This window comes from Kitasatospora sp. NPDC088783 (genome assembly GCF_044750705.1).
Lineage (GTDB): Bacteria > Actinomycetota > Actinomycetes > Streptomycetales > Streptomycetaceae > Kitasatospora > Kitasatospora fiedleri.
Genome location: NZ_JBIVKJ010000003.1, coordinates 183636 through 202992 on the forward strand (window position 1 = coordinate 183636; position 19357 = coordinate 202992).

The 19357-nt window shown below is 73.8% G+C and carries 15 protein-coding genes; 6 read left to right on the plus strand and 9 right to left on the minus strand.

Annotation, left to right across the window (positions count from 1 at the left end; genetic code table 11):
* Positions 1–8: 8 nt before the first annotated feature.
* Genes ACIP60_RS09375 through ACIP60_RS09385 form a run of 3 tightly spaced genes read right to left on the minus strand, consistent with a single transcriptional unit; the run spans position 9 to position 2592 of the window.
* Entirely contained in the window at positions 9–935 is a 927-nt protein-coding gene (locus tag ACIP60_RS09375) for an ABC transporter substrate-binding protein (protein ID WP_400681841.1), read from the minus strand.
* A complete protein-coding gene (locus tag ACIP60_RS09380; RefSeq protein WP_111554225.1) occupies positions 932–1477 on the minus strand; it encodes a GNAT family N-acetyltransferase in 546 nt (181 codons plus the stop codon). Before ACIP60_RS09380 ends, ACIP60_RS09375 begins: the two co-directional genes overlap by 4 nt.
* The gene (locus tag ACIP60_RS09385; protein ID WP_400681844.1) at positions 1474–2592 is read right to left on the minus strand and encodes an LLM class flavin-dependent oxidoreductase; all 1119 of its coding nucleotides are present in this window, start codon (positions 2590–2592) and stop codon (positions 1474–1476) included. The genes ACIP60_RS09380 and ACIP60_RS09385 overlap by 4 nt, the downstream gene beginning before the upstream one ends.
* 583 nt (positions 2593–3175) lie before the next feature.
* Here ACIP60_RS09385 and ACIP60_RS09390 point away from each other — a divergent pair.
* The 3 genes from ACIP60_RS09390 to ACIP60_RS09400 all read left to right on the plus strand — a co-directional run bounded on the left by ACIP60_RS09390 (position 3176) and on the right by ACIP60_RS09400 (position 8429).
* The gene (locus ACIP60_RS09390) at positions 3176–4150 is read left to right on the plus strand and encodes an amino acid ABC transporter permease (RefSeq protein WP_400681846.1); all 975 of its coding nucleotides are present in this window, start codon (positions 3176–3178) and stop codon (positions 4148–4150) included.
* Positions 4147–6039, plus strand: coding sequence for an FAD/NAD(P)-binding protein (locus ACIP60_RS09395; RefSeq protein WP_400681848.1), 1893 nt, complete (start codon positions 4147–4149; stop codon positions 6037–6039). The genes ACIP60_RS09390 and ACIP60_RS09395 overlap by 4 nt, the downstream gene beginning before the upstream one ends.
* Positions 6040–6155: 116 nt before the next feature.
* Positions 6156–8429, plus strand: a complete 2274-nt coding sequence (locus tag ACIP60_RS09400; protein ID WP_400681850.1) for an FdhF/YdeP family oxidoreductase — start codon at positions 6156–6158, stop codon at positions 8427–8429.
* A gap of 66 nt (positions 8430–8495) precedes the next feature.
* On the opposite strand, the gene ACIP60_RS09405 is transcribed toward ACIP60_RS09400, so the two are convergent.
* Positions 8496–10001 carry an NlpC/P60 family protein gene (locus ACIP60_RS09405; protein WP_400681853.1) on the minus strand — a complete coding sequence of 502 codons (1506 nt, stop codon included), beginning with the start codon at positions 9999–10001 and terminating at the stop codon, positions 8496–8498.
* 289 nt (positions 10002–10290) lie between these two features.
* Here ACIP60_RS09405 and ACIP60_RS09410 point away from each other — a divergent pair, with 289 nt between their 5' ends.
* Positions 10291–11457: an anion permease gene (locus tag ACIP60_RS09410; RefSeq protein WP_400681855.1), complete on the plus strand. Its 1167-nt coding sequence runs from the start codon at positions 10291–10293 to the stop codon at positions 11455–11457.
* 14 nt (positions 11458–11471) lie between these two features.
* Entirely contained in the window at positions 11472–11699 is a 228-nt protein-coding gene (locus tag ACIP60_RS09415; protein WP_199528110.1) for a hypothetical protein, read from the plus strand.
* Between the two features lie 115 nt (positions 11700–11814).
* Here the strand turns inward: ACIP60_RS09415 and ACIP60_RS09420 are convergent, their stop codons facing one another.
* On the minus strand, positions 11815–13395 hold the full coding sequence (locus tag ACIP60_RS09420; RefSeq protein ID WP_100836384.1) for an MDR family MFS transporter: 1581 nt from the start codon (positions 13393–13395) through the stop codon (positions 11815–11817).
* Between the two features lie 108 nt (positions 13396–13503).
* On the minus strand, positions 13504–13968 hold the full coding sequence (locus tag ACIP60_RS09425) for a MarR family winged helix-turn-helix transcriptional regulator (protein WP_400681859.1): 465 nt from the start codon (positions 13966–13968) through the stop codon (positions 13504–13506).
* Between the two features lie 118 nt (positions 13969–14086).
* Here ACIP60_RS09425 and ACIP60_RS09430 point away from each other — a divergent pair, with 118 nt between their 5' ends.
* The gene (locus ACIP60_RS09430) at positions 14087–15130 is read left to right on the plus strand and encodes a DUF3533 domain-containing protein (RefSeq protein WP_400681862.1); all 1044 of its coding nucleotides are present in this window, start codon (positions 14087–14089) and stop codon (positions 15128–15130) included.
* 18 nt (positions 15131–15148) lie between these two features.
* Here ACIP60_RS09430 and ACIP60_RS09435 read toward each other — a convergent pair whose 3' ends face one another.
* The 3 genes from ACIP60_RS09435 to ACIP60_RS09445 all read right to left on the minus strand — a co-directional run bounded on the left by ACIP60_RS09435 (position 15149) and on the right by ACIP60_RS09445 (position 19041).
* Positions 15149–15676 carry a GtrA family protein gene (locus tag ACIP60_RS09435; protein WP_400681865.1) on the minus strand — a complete coding sequence of 176 codons (528 nt, stop codon included), beginning with the start codon at positions 15674–15676 and terminating at the stop codon, positions 15149–15151.
* 86 nt (positions 15677–15762) lie between these two features.
* Positions 15763–18156, minus strand: coding sequence for an endopeptidase La (gene lon, locus ACIP60_RS09440; protein ID WP_400681868.1), 2394 nt, complete (start codon positions 18154–18156; stop codon positions 15763–15765).
* A gap of 171 nt (positions 18157–18327) precedes the next feature.
* Complete coding sequence (locus ACIP60_RS09445) at positions 18328–19041, minus strand: rhomboid-like protein (RefSeq protein ID WP_400681870.1); 714 nt, start codon at positions 19039–19041, stop codon at positions 18328–18330.
* Positions 19042–19357: the final 316 nt, after the last annotated feature.

Sequence of the window (19357 nt, forward strand, 5' to 3'; positions counted from 1 at the left end):
CTCCGCGGTCAGGAGTGCTCGGGCGGGTTGATCTTCGACTCGGTGATCGCCGAGTCGGTGGTGCCCCACTTGGCGAGGATCTTCTGGTACGAGCCGTCCTTGATCAGCTCGTTGACGGCGGCCTGGAAGGCCGGGGTGAGCGGCGAACCCTTCTTGAACGCGAAGCCGACGTCGAGCCGGTGGTACTCGCCGAGGAAGCGGGTCTTGGAGCCGGGCTGGGCGGCCTGGTAGCGCAGGCCGTTGATGGTGGACATCACCACGTCCAGCCGGCCCTGCTGGAGGCCGGTGATCACGGCGCCGTTGTCGGAGAACGACTTGACCTCGTACGGCTTCTTGCCGGCCTGGGTGCAGACGTCCTTCTTGGCGTTCAGGGTGGCCTCGAAGGTGGTGCCCGCGCCGGTGCCGACGGTCAGGCCGCAGAGCTGGACCAGGTCGGTGACGCTGGTCAGCGCGGTGTTGTCGGAGCGCACCGCGAAGCCCTGGCCGTCGTCGATGTAGGTGACGAAGTCGGTGGTCTTCAGCCGGGCCTCGGTGACGCCGAAGTTGCCGGTGCCGACGTCGTACTTGCCGCTGCCGAGCGCGGGCAGGATGCTCTCGAACGCGGCGTCCTCGCGCTGCACGGTGATCCCGAGCACCTTGGCGACGCCGTTGACCAGGTCGACGTCCACCCCGGCGGGCTCGTGCTGGCCCTCCGGGTAGTACGCCGCGGGCGGGGCGGCGACCGTGCCGCCGAGCTTGACGGTGCCCGAGGCGCGGACCTCGGGGGGCAGCAGCGCGGCGATGGCCTCGTTCTTCGTCACCCCCGCCAGCGCGTCCTGGTTCGGCTGGACGCCGACCGGCGAGGCCTTCGCGGGGGCCGCCGGGTCGGAGCCGCAGCCCGCCAGCGCCAGGACGGCGACGGCGGCCAGTGCGGTGGCGGGGAGGTGGCGCTTCATCTGGAGGGTGCCTTTCCGGCCGCCGCGGCGGCGGCCAGGTCTTGCGCGAACGTGGTTCGTGCGTGCGGGAGTTGCAGGTGCTTCTCGAACGGCAGCGGCTTCAGCTCCGGGCGCGGCGCCCGGAGGTCGAACAGCGGGGTGTAGCCGGTCGCCAGGTAGAGCGCCTCGGCCTCGGGCTGGCGCGGGCCGGTGGTGAGGAAGATCCGCCGGTAGCCGGCCTGCCCGGCGGCGGCCTCCAGTTCGGCCAGGACCCGGCGGCCCAGGCCCTGGCGGCGGTGCGCGGCGGAGGTCCACATCCGCTTCAGCTCGGCGGTGCCCTCGTCCTGGTGCCGGCGGTAGGCGCCGCCGGCCACCGGTTCGCCGTCGCGCAGCAGCAGGAGCAGCAGGCCGTCCGGCGGGGTGAACTCCGCGGCGCCGTGCCGGTCCATCTCCTGCCGGCCCTCGGGGCCGTAGCGGGTGACGTACTCGTGGGTGAGTTCGCGGATCAGGGGGGCGGTGAGCGGGTCGCCGAGCACGGCCCGCGCCACGGTCAGCTCGCTCATGCCGCCGCGGCCCCGGCGGCCTTGGCGGCGTCGCGCTTGGCGACCTCCTCGCGGACGATCGGGATGACGTACCGGCCGAAGTCGATCGCGTCGTCGACGTGGTCGTAGCCGCGGGCGGAGAGGATGTCCACGCCGAGGTCGTAGTAGTCGAGCAGCGCCTGGGCGACCGTCTCGGGCGTGCCGACCAGGGCGTTGGAGTTGCCCGCGCCGCCGGTGGCGGCGGCGGTCGGGGTCCACAGCGCGCGGTCGTAGCGCTCGCCCGCCTCGGCGATCTCCAGCAGCCGCTGGGAGCCGGAGTTCTCCGGCTGGGCGCCGTTGGCCAGGCGGCGGCGGACCAGGTCGTTGCCCTCCCGGCGGGCCTTGATCGCGGCGACCGTGCGGTGCGCCTTCTCCCAGGCGAGTTCCTCGGTGGGCGCGATGATCGGCCGGAAGGCGACCTGGATCCGCGGGGTGTCGGTGCGCCCGGCGGCCGCGGCGGCGGCCTTGACCAGCTCGATCTGCTCGGCGGTGCGGGCCAGCGGCTCGCCCCACAGCGCGTAGATGTCGGCCTCGGCGCCGCCGGCGGCGAACGCGGCGGGCGAGGAGCCGCCGAAGGAGACGTCCGGCCGGGGCTGCTGGACCGGGAAGACGTCCGAGACGAAGTCGTTGAAGCGGTAGAACTCGCCCGCGTGGTCGAAGGGTTCGCGGCTGGTCCAGGCCTTCTTGACGATGCCGATGTACTCGCGGGTGCGGTCGTAGCGGCGGTCCTTGGGCAGGAAGTCGCCCTCGCGCTGCTGCTCGTGGTCGCTGCCGCCGGTGATGAAGTGCACGGTGAGCCGGCCGTCGCTGATCCGGTCCAGGGTGGCGAAGGTCTTGGCCGCGAAGGTCGGGTAGGAGACGTTCGGGCGGTGCGCCAGCAGGATCTGCAGCTTGTCGAGTTTGGCGGCGAGGTACGCGGCGGCGGCGGCGGGCTCGGGCGAGCCGGCGCCGTAGGCGAACAGCACCCGGTCCCAGCCGTGGTCCTCGTGGGCGCGGGCCAGGCGCAGCGTGTAGTCGCGGTCGAAGGCGTGGGTGGTGCGGGCGGTGGTCTCCGAACCGTCGCCGGTGGCGGCGATTCCGAGGAACTCGACGGGCATGGCAGGGCTCTTCCGGTCGGGTGGGAGCCGCGTCCGGGCAGGCCGGGGGACGCCCTGGCGGGCGGGGGCGGACGCGGGCGGCGGGTGGACGGACGGGGGCGTGCGGCGCGTGACGGGACGCCGGCTCAGGAGCGAGCGGGAACGCGGAGGAGGCGGCAGCGTGCGCCTGTTGGTCCGTCCGGACGGACGGCTTCCCGGACCGGTACTGGGCGACCGAGGGAGGACTCCCGGAGGGGAGGAGGGCCGGTCAGGCGGCCCGCTGCCGGGTCAGCCGCGACACGCCGCGGACCACACCCGACCGAAGTCGATGTGGCCGCGCGTCACCAGGGCGGGCTGTCCGGCTCTCATGTCGAACAGTTGAGCAGTGCCGCCGAGGGTCCGTCAACCTTTCCGCGCGGGACGAAACACCGGCGTCACACCCGCGTCCTTGACAGCCTCCGGACGCACACCCGTACGATCGAAGTGGAGCGAGTACTGCCCGGGCCCGGTCGAACTGCCGCCAGGCCCAGCCGCGTTGAGGGACGCGGCGCGCGTGAGTGACGGCATGCGGATACCGCCTGCCCCGCCGCCCGATGGAGCCCTCATGGCCTCGCCCGCCGTCCCGTCCGCCCGCGCCCGGTCCGCCGCGCCGCCGGACCCGACCGACCAGCCCCCCACCGGGACCGTCCCCGCCGAGCTGCCGATCGTGCCCCGCCGCCGCCCCGGGCGGTACCTGAGCGGCGGGCTGGCGCTGCTGGCCGCCGCCCTGCTGCTGCGCTCGCTGGCCGGCAACGCGGCCTTCGAGTGGTCGGTGGTCGGCAGCTACCTGACCGCCCCGTCGATCCTGCGCGGCCTGCTGCTGACGCTCTGGCTGACCGGCGCGGTGACCGCCCTCGGCTTCGCCCTGGGCACCGCCCTGGCGGTGGCCCGCCTGTCGGGCAACCCGGTTCTCCAGGCGCTGAGTTGGGGCTTCGTCTGGATCTTCCGGGCCACCCCGCTGCTGGTCCAGCTGCTGCTCTGGTTCAACATCGGGGCGCTGTACCCGAAGCTGTCGCTGAGCCTGCCGTTCGGCGGCGAGCTGTTCGCGGTGAAGACCGTCGACCTGCTCGGCCCGGTGCTCACCGCCCTGATCGGACTGACCCTGCACGAGGCCGCGTTCGCCGCCGAGGTGGTCCGCTCCGGCGTCCTGTCGGTCGACCAGGGCCAGCTGGAGGCGGCCGCCTCGCTGGGCCTGGGCCGCGGCCGGGTGCTGCGCCGGATCGTGCTGCCGCAGGCGATGCGGGCGATCCTGCCGCCCGCCGGGAACATGCTGATCGGCACCCTCAAGGGCACCTCGATCATCAGCGTGCTGGCCGTCCACGACCTGCTGTTCTCCACCCAACTGGTCTACAACCAGACCTACCAGGTGATCCCGCTGCTGATGGTGGCCACCCTCTGGTACATCGCGGTGACCAGCGTGCTGTCCGTCGGCCAGTACTACCTGGAGCGGCACTTCGCCCGCGGCGCCACCCGGGCCGGGCTGCCGCCGACCCCGTGGCAGCGGGCCCGGGCCGTCTTCCGCCGCGCGGTCGGGCGGTGAGCGCGGTGCCCGTGCTGGTCGTCGTGGGAGCCGGTCCGCGGGGCACCGGCCTGCTGGAGCGGATAGCCGCCAACGCGCCCGAACTACTGGGCCCCGGCGTGCGGTTGGACGTCCACCTGGTCGATCCGCACCCGCCCGGCGGGGGCCGGATCTGGCGCAACGCGCAGTCCCCGCTGCTGCGGATGAACTCGATGGCGGAGGACGTCACCATGTTCACCGACGAGCGCACCACCATGGACGGCCCGGTCCGCCCCGGCCCCTCGCTCGCCGAGTGGGCCACCGACCCGGCCGCCCACCCGCCGTACCTGCCGGAGGCCGACCCCGGCATCGCCGACGAACTGCGCACCCTGCTGCCCACCGACTTCCCGACCCGGCGCGCCCAGTCCGCCTACCTGGACTGGACGCTGCGCCGCGCCGCCGCCGAACTCCCGGAGAACGTACGGCTGTTCGTCCACCAGGACACCGCGCTGCGGATCACCGGCGACCCGGACGGCCCGCAGCGCGTCCACCTCTCCGACACCGTGCTGCTCGCCGACCGGGTGGTGCTCGCACTCGGCCACCTCGACTCCGCGCCCGGCCCCGACACCGCCGAGGCCCGCGGCTTCGCCGACCGGCACGGCCGCACCTACCTGCCGCCCGCGTTCACCGCCGACGCCGACCTGTCCGGCCTCGCCCCCGGCGAGCGGGTGGTGGTCCGCGGCCTCGGCCTGGCCTTCGTCGACCTGGTCGCGCTGCTCACCGAGGGCCGCGGCGGCCGCTTCACCCCGCGCCTGGGCGGCGGCCTGCGCTACCACCCCTCCGGCCGTGAACCCGTGCTGTACGCGGGCTCCCGGCGCGGCGTCCCGTACCACGCCAAGACCGGCTACCGGCTCCGCGGCCCGATCCCGCCGCTGCCCCGCTACTTCGGCCCCGACCTCGAACTCCCGGACGGTCCGGCCGAGTTCAAGCGCGACCTGTGGCCCGCCATGGCCAAGGAGATCGGCTTCGGCTACTACCACGAGCTCTTCCACGGCCACCCGGAGCGCACCGCCCTGCCCTGGGCCGAGTTCCTGGCCGGCTACGACCGCCACCCCTGGGACAGCCCCGAACGCGCCGCCCTGGTCGCCGCCGCCGTCCCCGACCCGGCCGACCGCCTCGACCTGGAACGGCTCGACCGCCCGCTGGCCGGCCTGCGCGTCGGCAGCCCCACCGAACTCCAGCAGCACCTGCGCGCCCACCTGCGCGCCGACCTGGCCCGCCGCTCCGACCAGCGGCACAGCGCCGACCTCGGCGCCTTCTACGCCCTGCTCTCGCTGTACGGCCAGCTCGTCCACCTGCTGCCCGCCCACCCGCTCACCGCCCGCTCCACCGCCGCCGAACTCGACGGCTGGTGGACCGGCTTCTTCTCCTTCTACGCCTCCGGCCCGCCCGGCTTCCGCCTGGAGCAGCTGCTCGCCCTCTCCGACGCCGGGCTGCTGCACTTCCTCGGCCCCGACCTGCGGGTCGACCTCGACGAGCAGCACGGCACCTTCCGCGCCTCCTCCCCCGCCCTGCCCGGTCACCGGATCCACGGCACCGCCCTGGTCGACGCCTTCCTCCCCCGGCACGCCCTCGACCGCAGCAACGACCCGCTGCTGCGCCGGCTCCTGCACGAGGGCCGGATCGACGAGGAGCGGCTGGCCGACCCCGACGGCCACACCTACCGCTCCGGCCTGGTGCGCACCGACCCCGAGTCCCGGCTGCTCGACCCCGCCCTCGGCGGCCCGCACCCGCGCCGCACCGCGCTCGGCGCCCCCACCACCACCCGCGCCCCGGCCGCCTTCGCCCGCCCGCGCACCGACGCCCCGTCCTTCCGGCAGAACGACGCCGTCGCCCGCCGCCTGCTCACCGAACTCCAGAAGGAGGACTGAGGCCCGCGCCGCCGGACACCCGCCGCTGCCGAACACCCGCCGTCGGACACCCGCCGCCGTCGAACACCCGCACCGGATACGCTCGGAAGCACCCCGAGCCCTCCGGAGAGCCCGCCATGGCCAAGCAGCCCCCGCACCGCGACCCCGCCCAGGACGCGCCGCAGACCTCCCCGCCGGCGCACGCCGCCGCCGGGCTGCCCGCGATCGGGCACACCCTGCGGATGGCCGCCGACCAGATGTCGCCGGGGCGGGTGCTCGCCACCCTGCGCCGGGTCAACCAGCCGGGCGGCTTCGACTGCCCCGGCTGCGCCTGGCCCGAGCCGGACAAGCCGCACCTGGCCGAGTTCTGCGAGAACGGCGCCAAGGCCGTCGCCGAGGAGGCCACCGAGCGCCGGATCACCCCGGCCTTCTTCGCCGAGCACCCGGTCGCCGAACTCGCCGGGCGCTCCGGCTACTGGCTCGGCCAGCAGGGCCGGCTCACCACCCCGATGCTGCTGGACGCGGGCGCCGCCCACTACGCCCCGATCGGCTGGGACGACGCCTTCGCCCTGATCGCCGAGGAGCTGACCGCGCTCGGCTCCCCGGACGAGGCCGCCTTCTACACCTCCGGCCGCACCTCCAACGAGGCCGCCTTCGCGTACCAGCTGTTCGCCCGCCGGCTCGGCACCAACAACCTGCCCGACTGCTCCAACATGTGCCACGAGTCCTCGGGTTCGGCGCTCACCGAGACGCTCGGCGTCGGCAAGGGCAGCGTCTCGCTCAAGGACCTCTACCAGGCCGACCTGATCATCGTCGCGGGCCAGAACCCGGGCACCAACCACCCCCGGATGCTCTCCGCCCTGGAGCGCGCCAAGCGGGCCGGGGCGAAGATCGTCAGCGTCAACCCGCTGCCCGAGGCCGGGCTGGAGCGCTTCAAGAACCCGCAGACCCCGCGCGGCCTGGTCGGCGGCGGCACCAGGCTCACCGACCTGTTCCTGCAGATCCGGCTCGGCGGCGACCTCGCCCTGTTCCGCGCCCTCAACCACCTGCTGCTCACCACCCCCGGCGCGGTCGACGAGGCGTTCGTCGCCGAACACTGCGCCGGTTACCCGGAGTTCGCCGCCGAGGCCGCCGAGCTCGACCGGGACGCCACGCTGCGCGCCACCGGGCTGCCCTGGGAGCAGGTCGAGGAGCTGCACCGCCTGGTGCTCTCCTCGAAGAAGATCATCGTCTGCTGGGCGATGGGCCTCACCCAGCACAAGCACTCCGTGCCCACCATCCGCGAGGTGGTCAACTTCCTGCTGCTGCGCGGCAACGTCGGCCGCCCCGGGGCCGGCGTCTGCCCGGTCCGCGGCCACAGCAACGTCCAGGGCGACCGCACCATGGGCATCTTCGAACGCCCCTCCGCCGCCTTCCTGGACGCCCTCGGCAAGGAGTTCGGCTTCGAGCCCCCGCGCCACCACGGCTTCGACACCGTCGACACCATCCGGGCCATGCGCGACGGCCGGGTCAAGGTGTTCTTCGCGATGGGCGGCAACTTCGTCTCGGCCGGCCCGGACACCGACACCACCGAGGCCGCGATGCGCCGCTGCCGGCTGACCGTGCACGTCTCCACCAAGCTGAACCGCTCGCACCTGGTCACCGGCGCCCGCGCCCTGATCCTGCCCACCCTGGGCCGCACCGACCGCGACCTCACCGCCGCCGGGCAGCAGTTCGTCAGCGTCGAGGACTCCATGGGCATGGTGCACGCCTCCCGCGGCGGCCTGCGCCCGCCCGCGCCCGGCCTGCTCTCCGAGGTCGCCATCGTGGCCCGGCTGGCCCGCGCCGCCCTCGGCCCCCAGGACCCCACCCCCTGGGAGGAGTTCGCCCTCGACTACGACCGCGTCCGCGAGCGGATCGCCCGGGTCGTCCCCGGCTTCGACGACTACAACACCAGGGTCCGCCGCCCCGGCGGCTTCGCCCTCCCACACGCCCCGCGCGACACCCGCACCTTCCCCACCGCCACCGGGAAGGCCAACTTCACCGTCAACCCGCTGACCGCCCCCGAGGTCCCGCCGGGCCGACTGCTGCTCCAGACCCTGCGCTCGCACGACCAGTACAACACCACCGTCTACGGCCTGGACGACCGCTACCGGGGCATCACCGGCGGGCGCCGGGTGGTCCTGGTCAACCCCGCCGACGCCGCCGAACTCGGCCTGGCCGACGGCCGGTACGTCGACCTGGTCGGCGAGTGGAGCGACGGCGTCGAACGCCGGGCCCCGCACTTCCGGGTGGTGCACTACCCCGTCGCCCGCGGCGGCGCCGCCGCGTACTACCCCGAGACCAACGTGCTGGTCCCGCTGGACTCCACGGCCGACATCAGCAACACCCCGACCTCGAAGTCGGTCGTGGTCCGCCTCGAAGCCGAGTAGCCGAGGAGCCGAGGAGCCGAGCAGCGGGCCCGCCGGACCGGTCGGCGGGCCCCGCCGCTCCGGGCCTCAGCCCGCCGACCGGCTCCCGGACGGCGACACCGCGTCCGCCCCGCTCGGCGACCCCGACCCGGCGGGCGTCGTGAGGCCGCTGGGCGTGCCCGTCCCGCTCGGCCCGGCCGTCCCGCTCGGGGTGCCCGAGCCGCTCGGCGTCCCGGAGCCACCGGGCGTGCTGGAACCGCTCGGCGTCCCGGAACCGCTCGGCGTCCCCGAACCGCCGGGCGTGGCCGGGTCGGACGGCGTCGCGGGCGCGCTGGGCGTGCCGCCCGGCGCGGTGGGCGTGGTCGTCGGCGCGGGCGGCGTCGGCAGCGTCGAGGGCTTGGCGGGCTGGATCTTCACCGCGCCCAGCGGCACGTCCGGCACCTTCCAGGCGCCGCCCGCGTCGTCCGCCGCGTCGTTCCCGTCCGGGCGCACCGCGCCCAGGATCGGCATCGCGCCGATCTGCGAGACCTTCACCACGTCCCCGGTGTGCGGGGCCTGCACGATCAGCCCGCCGCCGATGTACATCCCGATGTGGGTGGCGCCGCCGAAGTAGACGATCAGGTCGCCGGGGCGGATCTGGTTCAGCGGGACGTGCTTGAGCTGCGCCCACTGCTCCTGGCTGGTGCGCGGGATGGGCAGCCCGGCGTGCAGCCAGGCCTGCGAGGTGAGGCCGGAGCAGTCGAACACGTCCGGCCCGGCGCCGCCCCACACGTAGTCCTTGCCGAGCTGCTGGAGCGCCCAGGCGACCGCCTTGCGGCCCGTCGCCGAGGGCGTCCGCTCGCCCTTGCCGAGCGCCCCGGAGGCCAGGAAGGCCAGCTGCGCCTCGTTGGCCTGCTGCTTCTCCAGCTCGGCCAGCTCGTCGCGCTGGGCGCCGGTGAGCGAGCCGACCAGCTGCTCGACCTCGGCCAGCTTCCGGGCGACGTCGTCCTTCGCCTTCTCCTGCTCGGCGGCCAGCGCCTGCGACTGGGCGACGGCCTGCTCGGCGGCGGTGCGCAGCGCGGTCAGGGTGTCCCGGTCCGCCTTGAGGCGGTCCAGGAACTCCTTCTGCGAGTGCCCGGCGGAGTTCAGCAGCTCGGCGATCACCACGGCCTCGTACGGGTTCTCGGCCATCAGCAGCTCGGCGTACCCGGATATCTGGCTGTTGCGGTACTGCGCGGCGGCGAGCTGGGAGGCGAGGTCGCTGCCGGCGTCGACGGCGTCCTGCTGCCGGGCGGCCCGGTTGTTCAGGTCCTCGACGGTGGCCTGCTGCTCGGCGAGCTTGGCGACCGTGCCGTTGTACTGCTCGGTGGCGGTCTCGGCCTGCTGGTACAGGGCGTGCAGTTCGTCGAGCATCGGCCCGAGGGTGCGCTTGGCCTCGGCCAGCGGGTCGGACCCGGCGGAGACCGCAGGCGCGCCCGGCCCGGGCACGGCGTACGCCGCCGAGGAGAAGAACGGCAGGGTGAGCGCGGCGGCGGCGAGCACCGCTCCGCAGCGCAGCGCGGCGCGCACCCACGGCCTCAGGCCGGTCGATTCGGTCCGCTGCCCAGCCCCCATCGGCCGGCCCTCCCCAGATTGTCCGTCGGCGATCGGACCGATCCTGCCACGTGGAGGGGTGTTCGGGGCAGGTGCTTTCCGGACCGCCGGGTGAATTCTCATCCGGCGCGGGGTGTGAGAACGGTCTCACCGCGGGGTCGTGGTCTCCACCGGAACCCAACGCCCCGGCAACTCCCGGGCCACCGGGGGAACCAGGACTCCGCGCCCAGTTAACCTCCCGTTCACCGAGGCTCCTTACCTTCGCCGAGGACAGCAACGTCAGTCCGACCACTTCGACGATTGTTTGGGTATGGAACACATCACGTTCCTGGTGGCCGTTGTGATCATCACGGCGCTCGCCTTCGACTTCACCAACGGCTTCCACGACACCGCCAACGCGATGGCCACCTCCATCGCGACCGGCGCGCTCCGGCCCAAGGTCGCCGTCACGATCGCGGCGGTGCTCAACTTCGCCGGCGCCTTCCTCTCGGTGAAGGTCGCCACCACCATCTCGGGCGGCCTCGTCAACGAGAAGGCCGGACTGCAGCCCTCGATCATCTTCGCCGCCCTGGTCGGCGCGATCCTGTGGAACCTGCTGACCTGGCTCAAGGGCCTGCCCTCGTCCTCCTCGCACGCCCTGTACGGCGGCCTGATCGGCGCCACCGTGGTCGGGGTCGGCCTGCACGGGGTGAACTTCTCCACCGTGCTCTCCAAGATCCTGATCCCGGCGGTCGCCTCCCCGCTGGTGGCGGGCCTGGCCTCCTGGGGCGCCACCAAGCTGGCCTACCTGATCACCCGGGGCGCGCCGAAGGCGGGCACCGAGAAGGGCTTCCGCCGCGGGCAGGTCCTCTCCTCCTCGCTGATCTCGCTCGCGCACGGCACCAACGACGCGCAGAAGACCATGGGCATCATCACGCTGACCCTGGTCTCGGCCGGTGCCCTGCACAAGGGCGACGGCCCGCCGACCTGGGTGATCGCCAGTGCGGGCACGGCCATCGCGCTGGGCACCTACATGGGCGGCTGGCGGATCATCCGCTCGATGGGCTCCGGCCTGGCCGACATCCGGCCGCCGCAGGGCTTCGCCTCGGAGACCGCCGCCGCGACGGTGATCCTGACCTCCTCGCACATGGGCTACGGCCTGTCCACCACCCAGGTCTGCTCCGGCGGCATCATGGGCGCGGGCCTGGGCGGCCCGTCCGGCCGGCTGCGCTGGGGCATGGTGCGCCGGATGTTCTACACCTGGGGCCTGACCCTGCCGGCCGCCGCCGCGGTCTCCGGCCTGGCCGCGCTGGTGGCCGGCCGCGGTGACTGGGGCGTGGCCCTGGTCGGCCTGGTCCTGGTGCTGGGCGCCGGTTCGATGTGGCTGCTCTCGCGCCGCCAGCCGGTGCACGCCGGCAACGTGCACGGCGCGGACGTCGCCCCCGTCACCGAGGTGCCCGCCCCCGCCCCCACCGCCCCGACCACCCTCGCGGCCTGAGAGGAACCCCCGCCATGACCATCAAGTGGGCCGCACTGGCCGAGACCGCGGGCGTCAGCCTGCTCGTGACCGTCGCCGTGGTCGCCGTGTTCGCGCTCGGCAACCTCGCCCTCTCCCGCCGGGAGGCCGCCGTCGCGGCGGGCACCGGCCGGGGCACGGCGGCGCTGGCCGCCGCGGGTGTCTGCTTCGCGGCCTGCGCGGCCGTGGTGCTGTACGGCATCTCGCTGATCGCCGCCAAGTAGCGCCGCACCCGGCCGTGCGCACCGCACGGCGAAGGGCCCCCGCCGCACCGGCGGGGGCCCTTCTCGCATGTCGTCTCTCGGGTGTCGGCGGCCCGGCGGTCCGCCGGACCGACGGTCAGTCGGCGACCAGCTCCGCGGCCTTGGCCTCGGCGGGGGCGGCGGCCCGCTCCTCGTTGGAGGTGCGCAGCGGCACCTCGCGGATGAACAGCACCAGCAGGAAGCCGACCACCGCGAACGGCGCGGCGATCAGGAACACCGTGCCGACGCCGTGCCCGTACGCGTCGGTGATCAGCGGGACGATCTGCGCGGGCAGCTTCTTGAGGTCCGGGATGCCGTCGCCGCCCGCCCCGGCGGCCGGGATGCCGGCCTTGGCGAAGTTCTCCGCCGCGTAGCTGGCGACCTTGTTGCCGAGCAGCGCGCCGAGCGCGGAGACGCCCATCGCGCCGCCCATGGTGCGGAAGAAGGTGACCACCGAGCTGGCCGCGCCGAGCTCGTTGCGCGGCACCGTGTTCTGCACCGCGAGCACCAGGTTCTGGCTGGTCAGGCCGAGGCCGATGCCGGCCAGCAGCATGTAGAGGGCGAGCAGCGCGTACGAGGTGTCGGCCCGGGCGGTGCCCATCAGGCCGAGGCCGGTGGCGAGCAGCACGGTGCCGGCGACCAGGAAGCCCTTCCACTTGCCGTACTTGGTGATCAGCCGGCCGGCCACGGTGGAGGAGACCGCGAGGCCGAGGATCATCGGCAGGGTGAGCAGGCCGGCCTGGGTGGGCGACTTCTCCTTGGCGAGCTGGAAGTACTGGCCGAGGAAGGTGGTGGTGCCGTACATCCCGACGCCGACGAAGGCGCTGGCCAGCGCGGCGAGGGCGACGGTGCGGTGGCGGAACAGGTCGAGCGGGATCAGCGGCTCGGCGGCGCGCTTCTCGACCGCGACGAACAGGCCGGCCAGCGCCAGGCCGCCGAACACCATCACGAAGGTCTGCCAGGAGACCCAGTCGTAGTTCTTGCCGGCCAGCGAGATCCAGATCATCAGCAGGCTGACGGCGGCGGTGATCAGCGTCGCGCCCAGGTAGTCGATCTTCGGCTTGCGGGCCGGGGCCTCGGGCAGCTTGAGGGTGCGCTGCAGCACCAGGATGGCGACCAGGGCGAACGGGACGCCGACGTAGAAGCACCAGCGCCAGCCGAGCCAGGAGGTGTCCACGATGACGCCGCCGATCAGCGGGCCGCCGATGGTGGCGAGCGCGAAGACCGCGCCGAAGTAGCCGCTGTAGCGGCCGCGTTCGCGCGGCGGGACCATCGCGGCCAGGCAGATCTGGCCGAGCGCGATCACGCCGCCGGCGCCGATGCCCTGGAGCACCCGGCAGAAGATCAGCATGCCGATGCTCTGCGACAGGCCGGCCAGCGCCGAGGAGAACACGTAGATCACCATGGCGATCTGGACCAGCAGCTTCTTGCTGACCAGGTCGGAGAGCTTGCCCCAGAGCGGGGTGGCGGCGGTGATCGACAGCAGGGCGGCGGTGACCACCCAGGTGTACGCGGACTCGCCGCCGTGCAGGTCGGTGAGGATCCGCGGGAGCGCGTTGGAGACGACCGTGGAGGAGAGCACGGCCACGAACAGGCCGAGCAGCAGGCCCGAGAGGGCTTCGAGGACTTGGCGGTGGGACATCTGGACCTGCGGCGGTGCTTTGAGGGTCGTCGACATGCGGTTCCTTCGACTAAAAATTCGTTGCCTCAAGCAACTATACGCCGATAGTTGACTGAGGCAACTTTCTTCAAGCCCAAGTAAAGAAACCCTCCCGACCGGCCGCCCTCAGACCCCCTCGGTCAGCTCGTTGAACCGCTCCAGCAGCCGGGCGAACTGCTCCAGCTCGCCCAGCTCCCACCCGGACAGCGAGGCCCGGAACCGCGCCATCCGCACCTCCCGGGCCGCCGCGAACCGCCGCTCGCCCTCCTCGGTCAGCGAGACCAGCGAGGCCCGCCGGTCCAGCGGGTCGGTCTCCCGGCAGAGCAGGCCCAGCTCCTCGATCGCCCGGATCTGCCGGCTCACGGTGGCCTTGCCCACCCCGAAGTGCAGCCCGACGTCGGTCACCCGGGCCCGCCCGGACTCCCGGATGAACCCGAGCAGCACGTACGCCCCGGCCTCCAGCTCGGGGTGCACCAGGCGGGAGGTCTCCGCGGCCCGCGCCCGGCTGCGCCGGAACAGCGTCGCCACCTCGCGCTCGACCGCGAGGAACGCCAGTTCGGCGGGGTTCCGCCGGTCCAGGGGGTCACTCATGGCGCTCAGTATCGCGCAGCTCGCGCCTCCCCCGGCACGCAACTGTTTCATGATATGAAGTATCCGTTTTGACTTTTTTGCCGCATTCGAACCGCTATATAGAGGGAGACGCCCCGCCATGGCCCACACGGCAGAGCAGCGCAAGGGATTCCTCGGCGACCTCCGGGACGCGGTCACCCCCCGCGCGTTCTTCCTGGTGGTCGCCGTCCTGCTGCTCCAGCTCGGCTTCATCACCTCGTACGTGGGCGCGCTGCACCACCCGACGCCGCACGAGCTGTCCATCGCGGTGGTCGCCCCGCCCGAGGTCGCGCCCAAGCTGGTCGGCGCGCTGGAGTCCGTCCCGGACAGCGCGGTGCGCGCCTCCGCGCTGCCGGACGGCGACACCGCGCGGGAGCGGATCAAGGACCAGAAGGTCTACGCGGCCTGGGTGTTCGACCCGACCGGCACCGAGGACGCGCTGCTGGTCGCCGACGCCCGCGGCCCGGCCGCCGCCACCGCCGCGGAGGGCGTGGTCACCAAGCTGGCCGCCGCCCAGGGCCGGACCGTCGTGGTCGACGACACCATCCCGCTGGCCAAGGGCGACGCCGAGGGCCTGTCCGCCTTCTACCTGGTGGTCGGCTGGTGCGTGGGCGGCTACCTGGTCGCCTCGATCCTCGGGATCAGCGCCGGCTCCCGCCCGGCCAACACCGGCCGGGCGCTGCTGCGGCTGGGCACGCTGGCGCTGTACTCGGTCGCGGCGGGCCTCGGCGGCGCGCTGATCATCGGCCCGATCCTGCACGCGCTGCCCGGCTCGATCGCCGCGCTCACCGGGCTGGGCACCCTGGTGGTGTTCTCGGTCGGCGCCGTCACGATGGCCCTGGAGTGCCTGTTCGACGTGGTCGGCATCGGCCTGGCGGTGCTGCTCTTCGTGGTGCTGGGCAACCCCAGCGCGGGCGGCGTCTTCCCGCCGCCGCTGCTGCCCGCGTTCTGGCGGGCGATCGGCGAGTGGATCCCGAACGGGGCCGGCACCTCCGCGGCCCGCTCGATCGCCTACCTGGACTCCACCCACCTCACCGTGCCGTTCCTGGTGCTGGCGGCCTGGGCGGTGGGCGGCGTCGCGGTGACCTTCCTCGCGGTGGCCCGGCCGCCCCGGTTCGGCCGCCCCATCCCGGCCGAGGGGTGAGCCCGGCCGGGGCGGGGGTCAGACCCGCTCGGGCTCCCGCCCCGGCCGCCGGTCCTCCGGCTCCCGTTCGGCCAGCTCGGTGAAGACGAAGCGGTTCATCGCCCAGAACCGGAACGCCATCGCCAGCAGGGTGCCGACGATCATCCCGCTGAAGAAGTCGGCGACCTCCTGCGCGAAGTGGCTCACGTCCGGCGTCCGGAGGTCGAACACGTACCGGGACGCCACCAGCGGGAGGTCGTTCACCCCCACCGCCAGCGCGCTCACCACGAAGAACCCGGCCGCCTCCCGCTTGCGCCCGACCGCGCGGAACGACCACTGCCGGTTCAGCACGTACGAGATCACCGTGGTGACCACGGTCGCGACGGTCAGCGCCAGCACCGGCTTGTTCTCCAGCACGGTGGTCTTCAGGCCGAAGTTGATCAGCATGGTGAGGAGGAAGCAGGTCCCTCCGACCACCAGGAACTTCACCAGCGTGCGGTGCTTGACCAGGAACGGCCGGTAGCGCTCCGGGACGGCGGCCAGCACGCGCTGCGTAGGGGACGGCATGCGGGCAGTCTCCCATCGGCGCCGCCCGGAGACCACCAGGGGCCCGCGGACGGGTCCGCGGGCCCCCGGTGGTGCCGGACGGGGCGTCAGGCCGCCGCCACCAGCACCTCGGCCGGCTCCAGGGCGAGCCGCAGCACCTCGCGGACGTCGGACACCGGGTGCACCGTCAGGCGCTCCAGCACCTCGGCGGGGACGTCGTCCAGGTCCGCCTCGTTGCGCTTCGGGATGATCACCGTGGTGATCCCGGAGCGGTCCGCGGCCAGCAGCTTCTGCTTGACGCCGCCGATCGGCAGCACCCGGCCGGTCAGCGACACCTCGCCGGTCATCGCCACGTCGGTGCGCACCTTGCGGCCGGACAGCAGCGAGGCCAGCGCCGTGGTCATGGTGATGCCCGCGCTCGGACCGTCCTTCGGCACCGCGCCGGCCGGCACGTGCAGGTGGATGCCCCGCTCGCGCAGCCCGGTCACCGGCAGCTCCAGCTCGGCGCCGCGCGAACGCAGGTAGGAGAGCGCGATGTGCGCGGACTCCTTCATCACGTCGCCCAGCTGGCCGGTCAGGGTCAGCCCGGTCGAGCCGGTCTCGGCGTCCGCCAGCGAGGCCTCGATGTAGAGGACGTCGCCGCCGGCCCCGGTGACCGCCAGCCCGGTGGCCACGCCCGGCACCGCCGTGCGGCGCTCGGCCGGCTCCTGGGCCGACTCCGGCACGTGGTGCGGCCGGCCCAGCAGGGCCCGCAGGTCGTCCGGGCCGACCGCGGCGGGCAGCTCGCGCTCGCCCAGCTCGACCTGGGCGGCGACCTTGCGCAGGATGCGCGCGATCGCCCGCTCCAGGTTCCGGACGCCCGCCTCCCGGGTGTACTCGGCGGCCAGCCTGCGCAGCGCCCGCTCGTCCACCGTCAGCTCGGCCTCGCCCAGGCCCGCCTTGGCCAGCTGGCGCGGCAGCAGGTGGTCGCGGGCGATGGCGACCTTCTCGTCCTCGGTGTAGCCGTCGAGGCGGACCAGGTCCATCCGGTCCAGCAGCGGCTCGGGGATGGCCTCCAGCACGTTCGCGGTGGCCAGGAACACCACGTCGGAGAGGTCGAGCTCGACCTCCAGGTAGTGGTCCCGGAAGGTGTGGTTCTGCGCCGGGTCCAGCACCTCCAGCAGGGCCGCCGCCGGGTCGCCCCGGTAGTCCGAGCCGACCTTGTCGATCTCGTCCAGCAGCACCACCGGGTTCATCGTCCCGGCCTCCTTGACCGCCCGGACGATCCGGCCGGGGATCGAGCCCACGTACGTCCGGCGGTGGCCGCGGATCTCCGCCTCGTCGCGCACGCCGCCGAGCGCGACCCGGACGAAGGACCGGCCCATCGCCTTCGCCACCGACTCGCCCAGCGAGGTCTTGCCCACGCCGGGCGGCCCGACCAGCGCCAGCACCGCACCTCCCCGGCGTCCGCCGATCTGCCCGAGGCCCTGGTCGGCCCGGCGCTTGCGGACGGCCAGGTACTCGACGATCCGGTCCTTCACGTCCGCCAGGCCGGTGTGGTCCGCGTCCAGCACGGCGCGGGCCCCGGCGATGTCGTACGCGTCCTCGGAGCGCTCGTTCCACGGCAGTTCGAGCACGGTGTCCAGCCAGGTGCGGATCCAGGAGCCCTCGGGCGACTGGTCGCTGGAGCGCTCCAGCTTGTCGACCTCCTTGAGCGCGGCCTCCCGGACCTTCCCGGGCAGCGCGGCGGCCTCGACCCGGGCCCGGTAGTCGTCCTCCTCGGAGTCCGTCCCGCCGTTCAGCTCGGCCAGCTCCTTGCGGACCGCCTCCAGCTGGCGCCGCAGCAGGAACTCCTTCTGCTGCTTGGCCACGCCCTCCTCGACGTCCTTGCGGATGGTGTCGTTGACCTCCTCCTCCGCGAGGTGCTCGCGCAGCAGGCCCAGCGCGTACTCCAGCCGGGCCGGGCGGTCCGCCTCCAGCAGCACCTTGAGCTTCTGCTCGGCGGTCGCGAACGGCGCGTAGCCGATGTGGTCGGCCAGCTCGCCGACGTCCTCGATCGCGGCCACCCGGTCGACGATCTGCCAGGCGCCGCGACGGCGCAGCCACTGCGTCGACAGCGCCTTGTACTCCTTGACCAGCTCGGCCGCCCGCCCCGCCACCGGCAGCCCCTGGTCCGACTCCTTGAACGGCGTGGTCTCCACCCAGAGCGCGGCCCCGGGCCCGGTCGTCCCGGCGCCGATCCGCACCCGGCGCGCGGCCCGCACCAGCGCCGCCGGGTCGCCGTCCGCCAGCCGCCCGACCTGCTCGACCGTCGCCAGCGCGCCCACCGCCGCGTACGACCCGTCCAGCCGCGGCACCAGCAGCACCTGCGGCTTGCCCCCGCCGCTCCCGGCCCGCGCCGCCTCCACGGCGGCCCGCACCTCGGGATTCGAGAGCTCCAACGGAACCACCATGCCGGGAAGCACTACCTCGTCGTCGAGCGGCAGCACGGGCAGGGTGAGTGGAACGGACGTCGATGCCATGATCTCTCCCCAGTCAGTGAAGTTGAGCTGACCTGACTAAGGTTCGGTGCACCGCGATTGTTCCCCACCCGCTGTTCACCGTCAGTGAACGCAGCGCGAGAACCCCGCACCCCGGTCGGGGCACGGGGAACGGCGGGGGGACGACGGGGGGACGGCGCGGGGGTCGGGCGGTCAGCCCTCGACGGACGCGGTCTCCGGGCGGGACCGGACCTGCCAGGCCGGCGCCCGCCGCGCCCGCCACGGCGGCCGGGGCCCGCGGCCGCGCAGCAGCGGCCAGAGCGAGACGCCCACCGCCAGGGCCGCCGGGTGGCCGACCGAGGTGACCAGGTCGGGGTCGGTCACCAGCTGGTGGCCGACCAGCGCGACGCCCGCGCCCAGCGCGGTCCGCCGCCCCACCGGGCCGAGCAGCCCGGCGAGCGCGCCCAGCGAGGCGAGGACGCCGTACGAGACGCCGATGTCCATCGCGTCGAGCAGCTCCTTCTCGGCCCGGCCGGTCGCCACCGCGGCGACCACGACGGCCTGCGAGAGCAGCGTCGCGGCGACGTGGCCGGCGCCGAAGACGCCGAGGGCACGAAGGCCGCCGACGCGTCGTTCCAGGGGTGCGACGGTGAGGGCGAAGGCCCAGAAGTACGGCATCCAGACCGGTCCGGCGACCCACAGGCCGCTGCCGACCAGGGAGAGGGCGGGGTGGACGAGCAGGTTGTGCGCGTCGGTGGAGGAGAGCGACTGGAGCCGGTGCACGGTCTCCGGGTCGCCCAGGCGCCCGTACAGGGTGGTGCCGAGCAGCAGCGCGAGGTAACCGAGTGCGAACGGGTTGGCCCGCGGGGTGGGCACGGCCCGCAGCCCGGGGCGGATCAGTCGTCGACGCAGTTCCGCGCTGGTCATGGTGCCTCCAGAACGCCTTGTCCGGCCCACGATACGGGGGCCGGGTGAGAGCCGTCTGAGGAACTTCTGTGAAGACCTCCGCCCCGGCACCTGCCGCTCGCACACGTACCGTTACAGCTCGCAAGTGCTCCGGGTAAGGTATCGGCCCGTGCCCGTCCGAGCGGGGACCTGCCAAACCGGCCGCGACCGCGGACGGGGCGCTCCCGCGCGGAACGGCACGGCGGAAGCAAGACGACGACGGAACAAGACGACTACGAGCGGAGCCCGCCGTCCCCCCGGACGGCCGGCCCGCGAGCCCTGGGGGCGGTGGCGTGAC

Excerpts from the sequence above, each read along its gene's own strand:
- ACIP60_RS09380 (WP_111554225.1), bottom strand. The coding sequence starts at position 1,477 with ATGAGCGAGCTGACCGTGGCGCGGGCCGTGCTCGGCGACCCGCTCACC.
- ACIP60_RS09415 (WP_199528110.1), top strand. The coding sequence starts at position 11,472 with ATGACCATCAAGTGGGCCGCACTGGCCGAGACCGCGGGCGTCAGCCTG.
- ACIP60_RS09390 (WP_400681846.1), top strand. The coding sequence starts at position 3,176 with ATGGCCTCGCCCGCCGTCCCGTCCGCCCGCGCCCGGTCCGCCGCGCCG.
- ACIP60_RS09445 (WP_400681870.1), bottom strand. The coding sequence starts at position 19,041 with ATGACCAGCGCGGAACTGCGTCGACGACTGATCCGCCCCGGGCTGCGG.
- ACIP60_RS09400 (WP_400681850.1), top strand. The coding sequence starts at position 6,156 with ATGGCCAAGCAGCCCCCGCACCGCGACCCCGCCCAGGACGCGCCGCAG.
- ACIP60_RS09435 (WP_400681865.1), bottom strand. The coding sequence starts at position 15,676 with ATGCCGTCCCCTACGCAGCGCGTGCTGGCCGCCGTCCCGGAGCGCTAC.
- ACIP60_RS09425 (WP_400681859.1), bottom strand. The coding sequence starts at position 13,968 with ATGAGTGACCCCCTGGACCGGCGGAACCCCGCCGAACTGGCGTTCCTC.
- ACIP60_RS09410 (WP_400681855.1), top strand. The coding sequence starts at position 10,291 with ATGGAACACATCACGTTCCTGGTGGCCGTTGTGATCATCACGGCGCTC.
- ACIP60_RS09420 (WP_100836384.1), bottom strand. The coding sequence starts at position 13,395 with ATGTCGACGACCCTCAAAGCACCGCCGCAGGTCCAGATGTCCCACCGC.
- ACIP60_RS09385 (WP_400681844.1), bottom strand. The coding sequence starts at position 2,592 with ATGCCCGTCGAGTTCCTCGGAATCGCCGCCACCGGCGACGGTTCGGAG.
- lon (WP_400681868.1), bottom strand. The coding sequence starts at position 18,156 with ATGGCATCGACGTCCGTTCCACTCACCCTGCCCGTGCTGCCGCTCGAC.
- ACIP60_RS09405 (WP_400681853.1), bottom strand. The coding sequence starts at position 10,001 with ATGGGGGCTGGGCAGCGGACCGAATCGACCGGCCTGAGGCCGTGGGTG.
- ACIP60_RS09375 (WP_400681841.1), bottom strand. The coding sequence starts at position 935 with ATGAAGCGCCACCTCCCCGCCACCGCACTGGCCGCCGTCGCCGTCCTG.
- ACIP60_RS09430 (WP_400681862.1), top strand. The coding sequence starts at position 14,087 with ATGGCCCACACGGCAGAGCAGCGCAAGGGATTCCTCGGCGACCTCCGG.